The organism is Pseudoalteromonas piscicida, from assembly GCF_002208135.1.
GTDB classification, from domain to species: domain Bacteria; phylum Pseudomonadota; class Gammaproteobacteria; order Enterobacterales; family Alteromonadaceae; genus Pseudoalteromonas; species Pseudoalteromonas piscicida_A.
In genome coordinates this window covers 266,394-281,613 of the sequence record NZ_CP021646.1, presented here as the reverse complement: position 1 = coordinate 281,613, position 15,220 = coordinate 266,394, and the positions used below count along the sequence as shown (strand labels likewise).

At 45.3% G+C, this 15,220-nt stretch carries 14 protein-coding genes and 1 riboswitch; of the genes, 6 read left to right on the top strand and 8 right to left on the bottom strand.

Translation table 11 applies throughout. The annotated features are described in order from the left end of the window. Positions 1 to 25: 25 nt before the first annotated feature. The 6 genes from B1L02_RS01315 to ilvG all read right to left on the bottom strand — a co-directional run bounded on the left by B1L02_RS01315 (position 26) and on the right by ilvG (position 6,854). Entirely contained in the window at positions 26 to 460 is a 435-nt protein-coding gene (locus B1L02_RS01315) for a hypothetical protein (protein WP_088532229.1), read from the bottom strand. A gap of 57 nt (positions 461 to 517) precedes the next feature. Next, positions 518 to 2,059: a threonine ammonia-lyase, biosynthetic gene (gene ilvA / locus B1L02_RS01310; protein ID WP_088529630.1), complete on the bottom strand. Its 1,542-nt coding sequence runs from the start codon at positions 2,057 to 2,059 to the stop codon at positions 518 to 520. Between the two features lie 2 nt (positions 2,060 to 2,061). Continuing rightward, on the bottom strand, positions 2,062 to 3,918 hold the full coding sequence (gene ilvD / locus B1L02_RS01305; protein ID WP_088529629.1) for a dihydroxy-acid dehydratase: 1,857 nt from the start codon (positions 3,916 to 3,918) through the stop codon (positions 2,062 to 2,064). A 91-nt stretch (positions 3,919 to 4,009) separates the two neighbouring features. Further along, positions 4,010 to 4,933, bottom strand: a complete 924-nt coding sequence (locus B1L02_RS01300) for a branched-chain amino acid transaminase (RefSeq protein ID WP_010607766.1) — start codon at positions 4,931 to 4,933, stop codon at positions 4,010 to 4,012. Positions 4,934 to 4,953: 20 nt separating this feature from the next. Next, positions 4,954 to 5,196 carry an acetolactate synthase 2 small subunit gene (gene ilvM / locus B1L02_RS01295; RefSeq protein ID WP_010376329.1) on the bottom strand — a complete coding sequence of 81 codons (243 nt, stop codon included), beginning with the start codon at positions 5,194 to 5,196 and terminating at the stop codon, positions 4,954 to 4,956. Next, positions 5,193 to 6,854, bottom strand: coding sequence for an acetolactate synthase 2 catalytic subunit (gene ilvG / locus B1L02_RS01290; RefSeq protein WP_088529628.1), 1,662 nt, complete (start codon positions 6,852 to 6,854; stop codon positions 5,193 to 5,195). Before ilvG ends, ilvM begins: the two co-directional genes overlap by 4 nt. A 526-nt stretch (positions 6,855 to 7,380) precedes the next feature. Here ilvG and B1L02_RS01280 point away from each other — a divergent pair. Beyond that, positions 7,381 to 8,256: a TraB/GumN family protein gene (locus B1L02_RS01280; RefSeq protein WP_088529626.1), complete on the top strand. Its 876-nt coding sequence runs from the start codon at positions 7,381 to 7,383 to the stop codon at positions 8,254 to 8,256. 149 nt (positions 8,257 to 8,405) lie between these two features. Further along, entirely contained in the window at positions 8,406 to 9,023 is a 618-nt protein-coding gene (locus B1L02_RS01275; RefSeq protein ID WP_088529625.1) for a hypothetical protein, read from the top strand. Here B1L02_RS01275 and B1L02_RS01270 read toward each other — a convergent pair. Beyond that, positions 9,009 to 10,217, bottom strand: coding sequence for a response regulator (locus B1L02_RS01270; RefSeq protein ID WP_232003127.1), 1,209 nt, complete (start codon positions 10,215 to 10,217; stop codon positions 9,009 to 9,011). The genes B1L02_RS01275 and B1L02_RS01270 overlap by 15 nt on opposite strands. Then, entirely contained in the window at positions 10,214 to 10,729 is a 516-nt protein-coding gene (locus B1L02_RS24200; protein WP_232003126.1) for a type IV pili methyl-accepting chemotaxis transducer N-terminal domain-containing protein, read from the bottom strand. The genes B1L02_RS01270 and B1L02_RS24200 overlap by 4 nt, the downstream gene beginning before the upstream one ends. A gap of 142 nt (positions 10,730 to 10,871) precedes the next feature. Continuing rightward, positions 10,872 to 11,050: riboswitch (Lysine riboswitch) on the top strand. Positions 11,051 to 11,165: 115 nt separating this feature from the next. On the opposite strand from B1L02_RS24200, the gene dapA reads away from it, so the two are divergent. From dapA to B1L02_RS01250, 4 genes are read left to right on the top strand one after another with little or no spacing between them, the layout of a single operon-like run. Next, the gene (dapA, locus tag B1L02_RS01265) at positions 11,166 to 12,050 is read left to right on the top strand and encodes a 4-hydroxy-tetrahydrodipicolinate synthase (protein ID WP_088529624.1); all 885 of its coding nucleotides are present in this window, start codon (positions 11,166 to 11,168) and stop codon (positions 12,048 to 12,050) included. Positions 12,051 to 12,060: 10 nt separating this feature from the next. Further along, positions 12,061 to 12,801 (top strand): 2,3,4,5-tetrahydropyridine-2,6-dicarboxylate N-succinyltransferase, encoded by a 741-nt coding sequence (locus tag B1L02_RS01260; RefSeq protein ID WP_088529623.1) that lies wholly within the window; start codon positions 12,061 to 12,063, stop codon positions 12,799 to 12,801. Beyond that, entirely contained in the window at positions 12,801 to 14,006 is a 1,206-nt protein-coding gene (locus B1L02_RS01255; protein WP_088529622.1) for a PLP-dependent decarboxylase, read from the top strand. The genes B1L02_RS01260 and B1L02_RS01255 overlap by 1 nt, the downstream gene beginning before the upstream one ends. Before the next feature lie 2 nt (positions 14,007 to 14,008). After that, positions 14,009 to 15,121: a succinylglutamate desuccinylase/aspartoacylase family protein gene (locus B1L02_RS01250; protein WP_088529621.1), complete on the top strand. Its 1,113-nt coding sequence runs from the start codon at positions 14,009 to 14,011 to the stop codon at positions 15,119 to 15,121. Positions 15,122 to 15,220 lie beyond the last annotated feature (99 nt).

The window sequence follows — 15,220 nt, the reverse complement described above, 5'->3', positions numbered from 1 at the left end:
GAACGTCACTTTAACGGACTACCGTTTAAAGCAGCTGTACATTGCATTTATCTAAATGTGTACCAAGCATGTTCTTAAGGTGGTGATAAATTTGCTGTTGGCTACCTTTGCACATAATGTCATAGCCATTACCATTATTCTTCTCTATGATCCCAAGATAATTATCATCAATAGCGACAGACTCAACTTGTGCTATTGGCATCATAATTTTATTAGCCCCGTAGATGAGTATTAACTTCTCCCCCTCGTTTAATACCAGTTGCTCAGGGCGTCTATTAGTATAAATATCGCGTTGGAATATGACCGATATCACTGTTATTACAAGCGCAATTGACAAGAAAAGTGCGTGGTCTATCAGATCTGGCCATAGCACATTCGCGCCAACATATAAGCCCCCTAACAATGCAAGTCTTGCGACTAGCGTTATGAAAATGTCTTTGTGTGTTCTTTTTTTAATCATTTCATTCACGAATAAAATTAGGTACTTTTACGACCAATGTACCTAATTCAGTACTTATTATCCAGCCTTTTGCTTTGCTAACTGCTCGCCATACAAAAAGCGTGTAAAACATGGGTTATCTGTTTCTTCTTGAAACTGGTACGCTAACTTTGCAAGATGTTCATCAAAACGATCATAATCACAGGGCTCGACTTCAAAAGCAGCTAACACATTACCTTGTGCCGCACCGTGATTGCGATAATGAAATAAAGTAATATTCCAATTACAGCCTAGCATGTCTAAAAAGCGTGCCAGTGCGCCTGGGTATTCTGGAAATTCAAACCGTAGCAAACGTTCATTCATGACACTCGGCGGTTTGCCGCCCACCATATATCTCACATGTAACTTTGCCAGTTCGTTGTCAGATAAGTCGTCAAACAGGTAGCCATTTTGATGCAATGAGGCGGTTAACTCATTTAACTCTTGTTGGCCATTTCTAAGCCCGACACCTACAAAAATTTGCGCTTCACCGGAACCTGCATAGCGATAGTTAAACTCGGTGATCGCTCGACCACCAAGAGAGTGACAAAAACGCTTAAAGCTGCCTTTTTCTTCAGGGATAGTAACCCCGAGCAATGCTTCATGCTTAGCACCTAGCGCCGTTCTTTCGGCGATATATCTCAACCTATCGAAGTTTAAATTAGCGCCTGACAGGATAGCTGCAACACTCAGCCCCTTTTCACCAGTTTGCACAAGCCATTTCTTCAAGCCCGCGGTTGATAACGCGCCAGAAGGTTCTGCAGTTGCTCTCGTTTCAACGAAAATGTCTTGAACCGCCGCACAAATTTCATCGGCGTTAACCGTGACCACCTCGTCGCAGAACTTTTGTGCTAACCGGAAGGTTTCTGTACCAATAAGCTTAACCGCCACACCGTCCGCAAAACCACCGACTTGTTCAAGCTCCACGGGTTCTCCCGCTTCAAGCGCGGCTTTTAGGCATGCACTGTCCTCAGCCTCTACTCCAATAATACGAATATCAGGGCGAAGTGACTTCAAATACACCGCCATTCCCGCAAGCAAACCTCCTCCCCCTACGGGAATAAATACGACGTCTAGTTCATCAAGTTGCTGAATTAACTCTCGCGCCACTGTACCTTGGCCGATGATCACATCTTTATCATCAAATGGCGGGACAAAAACACCGCTTTGTGCTTCACAAAGATCTAATGCGTACTGTTTTGCCGCATCGAAGTGATGGCCATGTAAGATCACTTCACCACCTAGCTTACGAACCGCGTTAACCTTGATCTCTGGCGTAGTCACGGGCATTACAATGGTGGCGTGCTGGCCTAGATGTGTAGCACTTAGTGCAACCCCTTGAGCATGATTACCCGCAGAAGCGGTATACACCCGCGATCCTTTCGGCAACTGACGTAGCTTGTTATACGCACCACGCAATTTGAAAGAATATACCGGTTGCTGGTCTTCTCTTTTCAGCCAAATTTGGTTACCAAGCTGGGCCGACATTTGCTCTAATTGATTAACTTGCGTTACCTCAACGAGCGGTGCCACATTCGCCTGAATAATGGCTCTAAAGTAATCAAGCTCTTGGGAAACCATCGCTAGCCCAGCTCCTCTAGTTTTTGTAAGTCACGCACCGCGCCCTTGTCTGCACTCGTTGCAAGCAGTGCGTAGGCTTTTAGCGCGGGACTCACATAGCGCTCTCTGTTAACTGGTTTGTACGCTTCTTTGCCACGAGCGACTTGCTTTTCATGGCGCAGCGCTAACTCGGTGTCGTCCAGTTTAACGTCAATACTGCGGTTATAGATGTCGATAGCGACAACATCGCCGTTTTCAACCAGCGCTAAATTGCCACCACTGGCAGCCTCTGGAGAAGCATGGCCAATAGAAAGTCCAGAAGTACCACCTGAGAAACGGCCATCGGTAAGTAAAGCGCAGTCTTTATCTAGCCCCATAGATTTAAGATAGCTGGTTGGGTAAAGCATTTCTTGCATACCCGGACCACCTTTAGGTCCTTCATAACGGATGATCACCACATCACCTTTCTTAACTTGGCCACCCAGTATTCCCTCGACGGCATCGTCTTGAGATTCAAATACTACAGCCGGCCCCGTAAAGCGCAGCATTTCATCGGCCACCCCTGCACTTTTCACGATACAACCATCAGGCGCTAAGTTACCTTTCAATACTGCAAGGCCGCCATCTTGCCTAAAGGCATGCTCGATGGAGCGAATACAGCCGCCTTCACGGTCTAAATCAAGCTCATCCCAGCGATACTCTTGGCTCATTGCTTGGGTGGTGCGGATCCCTGCAGGTCCCGCGCGATAGAAAGTTTTTGCCCGTTCGTTATCACGGTCTGCGGCATTCCAACGCGCAATAACTTCACCTAAATTTCCGCCAGCAACATGTCCCACCGACAAGTCCAATTTATCGCCTTTGGCCAGCTCGTTGAGAATGGCCATAATGCCGCCAGCACGGTGAACATCTTCAATGTGATACTGCTGTGTTGCCGGAGCCACTTTACATAAAAATGGTGTGCTACGAGATAAGCGGTCTATGTCATTCATATCAAAATCGACAAAGCCTTCTTGCGCTGCCGCCAATAAATGCAGCACGGTATTGGATGAACCGCCCATCGCAATATCCAAAGTCATGGCGTTCATAAATGCGGCTTGGTTAGCAATGTTGCGTGGCAGCACTTGCTCATTGTCTTTGCCATAGTATTCATCGCATAAAGCCATGATACGATTTGCAGCACCCAGATAAAGTTGATGGCGGTCTTTATGTGTCGCAAGTGTCGTACCATTGCCAGGCAACGCTAAGCCCAGCGCTTCTAGTAGACAGTTCATCGAGTTGGCAGTAAACATACCTGAACACGAGCCACAAGTAGGACAAGCCGAGCGCTCAATTTGCTCAGAATCTTCATCGCTCACAGTTGGATCAGCACCTTTAACCATAGCATCGACAAGATCTAACTTTAAATCGATATCCGCTAAGCGAGTTTTACCCGCCTCCATTGGGCCGCCGGAGACAAAGATCACCGGAATATTCAACCGCAGTGCCGCAAGTAACATACCTGGAGTGATTTTATCGCAGTTAGAAATACACACCATGGCATCGGCACAATGGGCATTAACCATGTACTCAACCGAATCTGCAATTAAGTCTCGAGACGGTAACGAGTAAAGCATACCGCCGTGGCCCATGGCGATACCATCATCGATGGCAATGGTATTAAATTCGCGCGGTACGCCGCCGGCTTCCGTTATCGCATCTGCCATCAGTGCGCTAAGTTGATTGAGGTGAACATGACCCGGAACAAATTGGGTATATGAATTCACGACCGCAACGATCGGTTTATGGAAATCACTGTCCGTCATTCCCGTTGCTCGCCACAATGCACGAGCACCCGCGCGTTGTCTGCCCTCAGTAGTTGTTTTGCTCCGTAATTTAGCCATGTTTCACCTTTTTCTCGGTTATACCGAGCTCCTCATTCCCATAATTTACAATACTTTTTGTTCAGGGCAATTGACCCCGATACCAATAAAATTATTCGTTTACGTATTCTAACCAGCCATTTTCGTCATCAGCTTGACCTTTAACCAAAGCAAAATAGGCCTGCTGTAACTCTTCTGTAATTGGACCACGACCACCATTACCCACCGTAATTTTGTCTACGCTGCGAACAGGTACTACTTCCGCTGCGGTACCAACCATAAAGAATTCATCAGCAAGATAAAGTGCTTCACGTGCTATTGGCTCTTCACGTACTTCATAACCGCGTTTTTTCGCCAAATGAATGATAGTGTCGCGCGTGAGACCAGGTAGAATACAAGCTGTGGTTGGCGGGGTATAAAGCACGCCTTTTTTCACTACAAACAGGTTCTCACCAGCACCTTCGCTCAGGTAGCCATTAACATCAAGCGCGATCCCTTCCACATAACCATTACGCTTCGCCTCACCTGAAATAAGCTGTGAAGACAAATAGTTACCACCTGCTTTAGCCGCAGTAGGCATGGTATTTGGTGCTAGGCGACTCCATGAAGACACACACACATCAACACCTTGCGCTAAGCCTTCTTCACCGAGGTATGCGCCCCACTCCATCGCTGCAACGGTCATGTCTGCACGGTGCGATTTCGGATTTAAACCAAGGCCTACATGACCTAAAAATGCAAATGGACGAAGGTAAGCATTGGTAAAGTCATTTGCGCGGATCGTCTCTTTACACGCTGCGATCACTTCCTCTTTGGTAAAAGGAATTTCCATACGGTAGATTTTCGCGGAATCAAAGAGGCGTTGAATATGATCGGTTAAGCGAAAAACAGCGGGACCATTTGGCGTATCGTAAGCACGGATCCCTTCAAAAACTGAGCTGCCATAATGTAAAGCATGACTAAGCACATGGGTGGTCGCTTGAAAATAAGGAACCATTTCACCGTTATGCCAAATTACTTCTGATGTTTGTGTCATTGTTAACTACCTTAATTCTTCTAAATTGCCTGTTTCTGTAGTGTATGCAAGTCAACCGCTTGCACTTCTACTAGCTTACTCAGTTGTGAGGTTAATAAATAGATAGGTTTGTCACTATCTACGGTCATTTTGACGTGGAATAAGTCATCTTGACCTTGTAATTCTAAATTCGTTAAGCGAAATCCGCGATGTCTGGCTACGCGCAAAAAGCGCTCCACTGCGATGCTCTGTTGTTTTACTGCAACGGTTAAATGGTGTTTCATGAAAGGCTCTCCGTCATCATTTCATCATTGGCAGCACCCGGTGGAACAAGCGGCCATACGTTTTCTTTATCGTCGATACAAGCATGTAAAATATAGGGCCCTTGCGCATTCACTAAGGCGTCAACGGCGTCATCTACTTGGTTTGCATGAGTAATTGTCTGCCCAGGAATACCGAACACAGCAGCCAGTGCGACAAAGTCTGGATTGTCTGACAGGTCGGTTTCACTGTAACGACCGTCAAAAAAGAGTTGCTGCCACTGCCTCACCATACCTAGCCTTTGGTTATCTAATATCAATATTTTAACTGGTAAGTTATTACGGCGGATGGTTGCTAACTCTTGGATATTCATCATGATAGAGCCATCGCCAGATACCGTGATCACCGTGTTATCTGGACGTGCTATCTGTGCACCGATTGCAGCTGGTAAGCCAAATCCCATCGTACCTGCTCCACCGCTACTTAAGTGGTTGCTTGGGTGGCTGAATTTCATGTGCTGGGCTACCCACATTTGATGCTGGCCCACATCGCAGCACACTACCGCTGTATTGGGTAGCTTTTGGCTAAGTTGATTTAACAAATACGGTGCAAATACCTTTTCGCCAGGATAGTCATAACGCCACGCGTGTTGACGTTGCAGTGCTTCGACGGTCTCTAGCCATTCGGTATTCGTAACCACACATTCAAGTTGCGGCAATGACTGTTTTAAGTCTGCGATAAGCGAAGCGGCTGCTGGTTTACGTTTGCCCACTTCTGCAGGGTCGATATCTAAATGGATCACCTTTGCCCCTGCAGCAAACTTTGCCAAATTCCCCGTTACACGGTCATCAAATCGCGCCCCGATACATACCAACAAGTCGCATTGCTGAACCGCCAGGTTCGCCGCTTGAGTACCGTGCATACCTAGCATTCCTAAGTCATAATCATAATCCGGCGTCACGCTACCCAAAGCTTTTAGCGTCGATACGGCCGGCATATGGGTCTTTTCTAAAAATTGCATCAGCTGTGACTGCGCATCGGCGCTTTGCACGCCGCCGCCAATGTAGGCAACAGGTCGTTTAGCATCACATAATAATTGATTGGCTTTTGCTACTTCAGTTTGCGAAACCCTCGGCTGTTCGTCTTGTGGCGCAGCAAAAGGATGAAAAGGTACTTTAGCTAACTGGATATCTTTGGGAATATCAACCAACACAGGACCCGGTCGCCCAGACTGGGCTAAGTACATGGCTTCTTGTAATACTTCAGCCAAATCTTCCGCTCGCTCAACCAGGTAGCTGTGCTTGGTACATGACAAAGACATGCCCAGTACATCCACCTCTTGAAAGGCATCCGAACCAATCGCAGCGGTCGGCACTTGCCCAGTGATAGCCAGTAAAGGGACTGAATCCATCATGGCATCAGCAAGTGCGGTGATAAGGTTTGTCGCGCCGGGTCCAGAAGTGGCGAAACAAACCCCAAGCTTGCCAGTGCTACGAGCATACCCAACAGCAGCAAAACCAGCACCTTGCTCATGGCGAGTCAAATAGTGCTTAACTGGCGCGCCATACAAAGCGTCATAAATGGGCATAATGGCACCACCTGGGTATCCAAATACGTGTTTAACGCCTTGCTCTTCTAGCACCTTGATAACAAGTTGTGCGCCGGTTGTTGAATTGCTCATGATCTGCTCTCAGTTGCCTTTTTTATGCCCTAAAACGAAAACGCCCCCCGAACCTTTTGGTGCGGGGGCGTTTATGCTGATACTTTTCTTACAGCACTAACTAGCCCCGCGGTAATAATAATCACCACGTTGATAATCACGACTAGTAGAGTTGCTGTTAGTAACATTGCTTGAATTCCGTAAATTTATACTTGGCAATCATTCAGTGTAAATACTGTGCTGCCTCTTTTTCTATTAATACCGCGGCTTGCACACTTAAGTCAACACAAAAAACTATGCTATTTAGAATTAAAAAAACCGAGTTACCACATAAAAAAGCCAAAATATTAAATTTTATTGAATTAAAAAAACCTAGTTTTTAAAAATGCGAATTTTCTATTGGTTCAGTTTCGATATAACGAAAAATTTACTTTATCAATTTGCCTATATGAAATTTTTTCTACCACCTCGACGCACTTCATTTTTTAGTGACATTCACATTTCGATATCGCAGACTGACCCTTTAAAATCAACAGAGATCATTAATATGGTTAAAGTCTTTTCGCCATTGTTCTTTATTTATCTTTGCTTAAGCCTTTTCAGCAATCTCGCCAACGCAGAAGTTGGCCTGTGGAAAATAGAAAAGGACAACAAAGCTTCGTACTTATTTGGTACCGTGCACGTCGGTGACAAACAAATGCAAGGTTTACCAGTAAAAGTAAAAAGGGCCATAGCGAGCAGTGATAAAGTCATGGTCGAAGTGAACTTAGAGGCACTTTCTCCATTTGCAATTCAACAGCGCTCCATGCCATTTATGTTGTTAAAGAACAACCAAACACTAAAAGGCCAACTCTCTTCAGAAGTCTATCAGGAGCTGCAAGATTACTTTTCAAAAAAACAAATAGATATCGCCCTATTTGAACGTTATGCGCCATGGGCCGTGATGATAACTATGCTACAACTGGAATATCAAAAGCTTGGATTTACCGATACCAATGGCATCGATAAGCAAGTGATAGCCTACGCAAACGAAAAGACAATCCCAATTGGTGAATTTGAAACTTTAGAATATCAGCTTGAAATGTTCAGTCAGCTGAGTATTCACAGTGATGCTATGCTCAAGGAAACATTTGCACAGATGTCAGATTTGAACACCTACTTTTTAGATTTAGTGTCCGCATGGCGAAGCGGCGACTTAGAGAAGTTATCGCATTACTACAAGGTAAGTTTTTCAGATGATAAATACGGCAAATTAGCTGAACAATTGATGATCATCGAACGCAATAATAACTGGGTGAAAGTGCTTAAAAAACAACTCCCTAATGAATCAATATTTATTGCCGTTGGTGCATTACATCTCGTTGAAAAGTATGGCCTTATTGAGCAGCTTAAAAATAATGGCTATTCAATAACCCGACTATAACACTCCGCGCTATTACTCTCAGAAAACCTACTTTAGGGCGTGTTTAACATGTGTCTCCATCAACACGCCCAAAAAATAAAAATCTTTTTGAACCTTTTCATGTTTACTTGCGACTTACTTTTCAAACACTCTCGTTGAAGGTAAAAATAATGAAGAAGTTAGCGTTAGTTTTAGCATTAGGTGCAGTGGCAATGACTGCACAAGCAAAAGATTCAAAAACCATTACAGCATCATTTCCAAGCAATAGCCTAGCCGAGTTAGAAGTGGATATTGCCGTAGGTAAAATCGATCTACAAACCTACAACGGCGACACTATAGAGGTCGAAATTTTGGTTGAACCGAAAGAATCAGACAGTTGGTTTGGTAAACCAGATGTGAGTGAGGCCACCCTAAATAACAACACATCAGGGGATAAATTATCACTTGAGATCGATTCTGATGATTATGAACTATCTTGGCAAGTTAAGGTGCCAGTTAATTTGGCCTTAGATGTTGAAGTTGGTGTTGGCAAAATTGATATTCAAGATCTTAATAACTCTGCTGATTTAGAGGTAGGCGTAGGGAAAATAAAAATTGAGACTACCGCCGCCGATTTCAAAAAAGTATCTTTAGATTCAGGTGTTGGTAAAACAGCAATGTCAGGTTTTAGCAGCGTAGAAACTTCCGAAAAAAGTATGGTTGGCTCAACAACAGACTATCGTGGTCAAGGCCAGTATTCAATCGATGCAGAAGTCGGGGTTGGAAATATCCGTTTAAGACGAGACTAAATTTCCACACTCAACCAATAATAGTGCCACTTTGCTATGCAACACATCCGGGTGTAATGGCTTATATAGATGAGCCGTTGCACCAAGTGCGTAGACCTTATCCAAATCCTCCGCATTCGTATTTGCGGTCACAACCAAAATCGGAACGGTCGGATCTAGCGCCCTCAAACGCTCAGTAGCTTCAAAGCCATCCATCACTGGCATATTTAAATCCATTAGCACGATGTCGAATTTACCCACTTCATATACTTCAAGGGCACGTTCCCCATGCTCTACATGCGTGACTAATTTGGCTATGGGCTGAAGCATCTTCTCAATCACGCGAGCATTCAGTAAATTATCTTCCACCAGTAAAATATTAGCCGACACCAGCTTAGGTGCCTGTGCCGGTTGATTGTCAATTTCAATGGGTACTCTCAAGGTAGCTCTTGTACCTGTTGGCTCCTTCGCAATAAAATCTAGCCGACCACCAAGCGCTGACGAGAGCAATTGGCAACGTTTAAGCCCTAACTGCGTGCCTTGAAAATGCTCGCTATGCACAGCTTCTCGTAACTGCTGATAGTCGAATCCGGGCCCAGTATCTTCAATAACACACTCTAAATGTGGCGAATTTTCATCCACAACTAGATCCGCGAACACCTGAATACTGCCGCGTTCGGTAAACTTAATTGCATTGTTGAGCAATTCACTGATCAACCAAACAATTCGCTTACAATCACAATAACAGCTCACATCTAACTCATTACTTAAAGCCAAATTAAAGGCTAGGGATTTTTTGTGTGCGGGTATTTGAAAGGCAATACAGGCTGATTTTATTACTTCTCGCAACGCAACTTGATGACGCTCAATCACCACTTCTTGATCGGCAAGGTTATTAAAGTCTTGAACGGAATAAAGTAATATATCCAATTGATGTGCCGCGCTTTTCACATGCTGTAATTGCTGGACATCTCGGTTATTCAAGTATTCATCCAAATACCCCTGAATGGCCTGCAATGGCGTTCTTAGTTCATGACTAACACGTGCTAAAAATCGTGATTTTGAGTGTAACGCATCATCAGCCAGTTTTTTCGCTGCCTCTAATTTATCGAATGTGTCAGCAATTTCTCGCGCCATTGGGCGAAATATAAATTTCGCTTCAATAAACAGTAACAGCAGTCCAAGTAGCCAGATTAATAGCTCTATTTTTCTCACGAATTCTGCTTTTTTCCGCGCTTGCTGTTCAAATAGTGAAACCGCATCGTTGAGCTTTGGGAGCAAACGCTGCGATGCAATAAATATTTGTTCCACCAATTGAGGGTAGGTTGTTGTAATCGAGTTTTCACCAAAGAGACAAATGTAACACTTTGCAAATCCAGCTGTACTGGCTGTTGGTAGTAAAGACGTTCCAGCTCCTCGTCCAGGTAAGCGGCCCTACCACTGCTTTCTGCTTTTGTTAAATACTCATGATTACTTTCAAATTTATCAATAGCTTGGCGGAGTTCATCACCACTTCCTTGATTACCTAGAGTACAAAAAAGCGCGATGCGCTGAGACAACATCCGCTGCATCCCCGCAACATTGATTACATGCGCGTCTTGGGTCTGCTGATACAGTAAATACTGCATAATCCCCATCGCCATTGACAACAATACAGCCATAGCAAGTAATGCCCCGATATAACGATTTTTAACTTTATTTATTAACGGCATATTTTTGTTTTTCATCTCATCGCATTGTCTCAGCTGCAATGTTAAGTGTAGTTAACAATCGTATTATTTACAGTCCGATGCTTGACACCTAGACGGCCAAAATGTTTCAATGCGCGTTCACCCTATTTAGATAGTTTGATGCCACGGCGTCAAACTGAGGGCTGGAAGAGGTGCGTTATTCAGGTAACTAAGTGAAGGAGAGCAAACTCCGTTGCAGCTTAGTGAGGGGAATATACGCCGAGAAATTGAGTTATTGTTTGCTAATACTCATTTCGGGCGACTGGGCTGAATCCCAGCGACTGTCACCAACATACTTGGTGGAGAGCTTCTGGTCTTAGAAAAATAAGGCCATTGGCTGCCTTATCCTTTTTAAGTCCATTGCTCTTCGAATTTTAACGGTTCGAAGTTTGGACACCCTCCTAACTCCGAACATGATTTAAGTTCGGTAGAGATGAAATCACAATTCAACTTATCTGACTATCCGTTGTGGACGGCTTTAGTAACGCCTTTTGATGCTGAAAATCAGGTTGATTTTAGCGCATTAACAACGCTTGTGCGCGATCAAGAGCAAGCTCGTAACGGTATTCTTTTACTAGGCAGTACCGGCGAAGGCCTTGCGCTTACCCAACAAGAGCAGCAACAAATCGTTGAGTTTGTTTGCCAGCTCGCCCCGAGCGTACCGCTAATGGTTGCCGTTGGCGGTAGTAATCTTGAGCAGCAAACACAGTGGGTACGCTTTTGTAATACGCAGCCCATTCATGCGCTTTTACTTGGCTCTCCAATCTACGCAAAGCCCGGTAAAGTTGGTCTGGCGCATTGGTTTAGCACATTACTCGATGAAAGTCATAACCCTTGCATGCTCTACAATGTACCAGGTCGCAGTGCCGTTGCTATTGCCCCTGAACTACTCGGCGAGCTGGCTAGCCACCCTAATCTGTGGGCGCTAAAAGAAGCCAGTGGTGATATTGCCACCTTTGAAGCATTTCGCCAGGCAGCGCCTGATGTCGCAATCTATAGCGGCGACGATGGCTTAATGCCTTACTTTGCACAAGCAGGTGCAATGGGTCTTGTGTCTGTTGCTGCAAACGCATGGCCACAGCAAACTGCGGAGTTTGTAAGGCGCTCTTTAAGCGGTACCTCTCCAAATTTATTTACCATCTGGTCAGAAGCTGCAAACAGCTTATTTGCAGTGGCAAACCCAATTCCAGTGAAAGTGTTAATGCACTTACAAGGCAAGCTGGCAAGTCCAAACTTACGTCCGCCACTGACACATTTGGAACTCACCCATACCGATGCGATCACTCGCGCGAACGAAACGATTTTATCTTGGAACTAAGGCAGTAAACATGAGCTGGTTAACCCTACTAAACGATTTAGAAAATGGCACTGTACGTGCTGCAACACAGGATGAGCAAGGCCATTGGCATGCTAATGTAGAAGTAAAACAAGGGATCCTTGAAGCATTTAGAAATGGCGTAAATACGGAATTCCCGGGTGGTTTTGTTGATAAAGACAACTTAGCACCACGCGGATTTGCTGCACAAGATGGCGTTCGTATGGTTCCTGGCGGAAGCAGTGTAAGACGTGGTGCTTACGTCGCAGCGGGCACAATCATTATGCCACCGGCTTATGTCAACATTGGTGCCTATATTGATTCAGGTACTATGGTAGATAGCCATGCTTTGGTGGGCTCATGCGCACAAATTGGTAAAAACGTACACCTGAGCGCAGCAGTACAAGTGGGCGGTGTATTAGAACCGGTAGGCGCAAGCCCTGTTGTTGTTGAAGACGATGCCTTTATTGGTGCAGGCTGTATACTGGTTGAAGGGGTTGTTGTTAAGCGCGGTGCCGTATTAGCACCGGGTGTACGCCTTTCGGCAAGTATTCCTGTCTATGACTGCGTTAACGAGCGCTTGCTCGACAAAGGTGAAGCCATCCCTGAAAACGCGATAGTGATCCCAGGCTCCCGTCCAGCCTCAAGTGAGTGGGCACGCGAGCAAGGTTTAAGCATGTCATGCGCGCTTATCGTTAAATACCGTGATGAACAAAGTGATGCATCACTGGCGCTGGAAGAGGTTCTACGCTAATGACTTGGTTGAGCACGTCACAGCGAACCGCAGCTGAGGCATTGATCCAGCAACAGGATACGCCATTCTTTTGCTACGATTTAGACAAGCTAAGTGCACATGTTAAGCCCTTAGTTGATCAGCAAATCGTTAAGCTTTGGTATGCCGTCAAAGCGAATCCGCTATCACATATCATTCAAACCCTAGATAACGCTGGGTTTAACTTTGATGTGGCATCTAGCGGCGAGCTTGATCAGGTGTTATCTCAAGGGATCGCACCTGAACGCGTGCTCAACACCGGCCCTGCCAAATCACTAAAGCAGATCCGTCACTTTGCGACACAAGGCGTACGTATTTTCGTGGCCGAAAGTCACAATCAAGTACGCTGGTTAAATCAAGTGGCCGAAGAGTTTGAGCTTCAATTTGAAGTTTTACTGCGGGTGCAATTACGCTTTGATAAAGCAGAGCACAATCCACTTGGTGGCAATACGCTGACTCCTTTTGGCCTTGGCGCTGAGCAGTGGCAAGCTCTAACCTTAAGTGACTACACTCATCTAGACTTTGTCGGCCTGCATATTTTCCAGTGGGGCAATATGCTCTGTAGCGATACACTCGCTGAACTTTGGCAGGCTATGGTTGCACCTTTAGTTCAGCTCTCTGCTGATTTAGGTATTACTCTAAAGGTGCTCGACTTAGGCGGTGGTCTTGGCATCCCCTATGATACGCAAAGCCCTTCTCTTGATTGGCAAAAATTGGTCGACACGCTTGCGCTGATTAAATCCGCCACGCAAGTAGATGAATTATGGATGGAGTTAGGCCGCTATGCGGTTGGCGAGTGTGGCTTTTATCTCAACCCTGTGGTTGAACAAAAACAGAACTACGGTGAGCAGCAACTTATTGTCGCTGGCGGTGTCAACCATCTGCTGCGCCCTGCTGTAACGGCGCAAGCTTTCCCAGCGGAGCTGTTACGCCAATCTCAAGCTGAATCTAGTGAATTTCATATTCATGGCCCTCTTTGCACTGCATTAGATAAGTTGGGCACTCTAGCCTTACCAAGCGACAGTGCCGATGGCGATTGGCTTGTTTTCAGTCAGTGTGGCGCATACGGCTACACCGAAAGTATGCCGTTCTTTCTATGTCATGAGCTCCCTGCAGAGTACATCATCTCAGCTGGAGAAATCAGCTGTGTCCGTGAAGCAGAGCCCGCTTCAAGTTATTTGAGGTAAACATGAATACCATTACACAACAACATATTCAGGTTGGTGAAATTGCCAACGGCTTGCCTTTGACTATTCCAGTCTATCGCATCAAAGGTGATGGCAGTGGGCCTAAGGTGTATATCCAAGCAAATATGCATGGCGCCGAAGTGCAAGGTAATGCGGTGATTTATCAACTGCTGGAACAGTTGAAGCAATTGTCATTAAAAGCGGACATCACCTTAGTGCCTTACGCAAACCCGATTGGTTGTAATCAGAAATCTGGTGAGTTTACTTTAGGACGTTTTGATCCAATTACAGGCACGAATTGGAATCGGATGTACATCAACCATTCCGGGTTGGTTGCCGAGTTTGTGAAGCAAAACCCGACGCTATCAATAACAGAAATCGCTCAGCAATTTCGCCAACGATTAGTTGAGCGCACCCAAGCACTACTTGATGGGCCCTTAGATAGGTTGACAACAGGTAAGCGCATCGCCTTGAGTTTGCAGCGTTTAGCCCATGAAGCTGAGATTGTTTTAGACCTTCATACAGGCCCTATTTCAGCAAAACACTTGTATTGCCCTGAATATGCAAAAGACAGCGCTCGATATTTTGATATTCCACATGTGTTGCTTATTCCAAGCGATTTTGATGGTGCAATGGATGAAGCAAGTTTTTGTCCTTGGTGGAACTTGCAACAGGCCTATCAGGCTAAAGGCCGAGATATCCCAGTACTAACCGAAGCGTTTACAGTTGAACTTGGCTCTCAAGAAAAAATTGATTTAGCGGAAGCATTGAATGACGCCAATAGCATTTTGAGCTACCTAAACCATAAACAGGCCTTTCAAGACGCGCACTTTATGCCACAAGACATTACCCGTTACGTCTGTCGACTCGAGAATTATCGCGCCTTTTATGCCCCAATGGGTGGCATGGTGGAATATACGGCAAAGCTTGGAGAGCATATCAAGGCAGGCCAAACCATCGCTAAAATCCTCAGAATGGAGCGTTATTTATCAGAAGCGCCCTTAAATGAGATCAAGTTAGAAGAAGATGCCATCGCCATTTTGCACTTTGCTTCTGCTAGCGTGAATCAAGGCACTGAGCTGTATAAGTTTTTTACTCAAGTTGAAACGCTTTAACACGAGTACTTTAATTGCGTGAGAGTAAGTCAAAGCAAATAAGCTCTGCTTGTTTAGCTTAACGCTTACTAAGGTATGGCGGCGATAGCCGCCACCTTT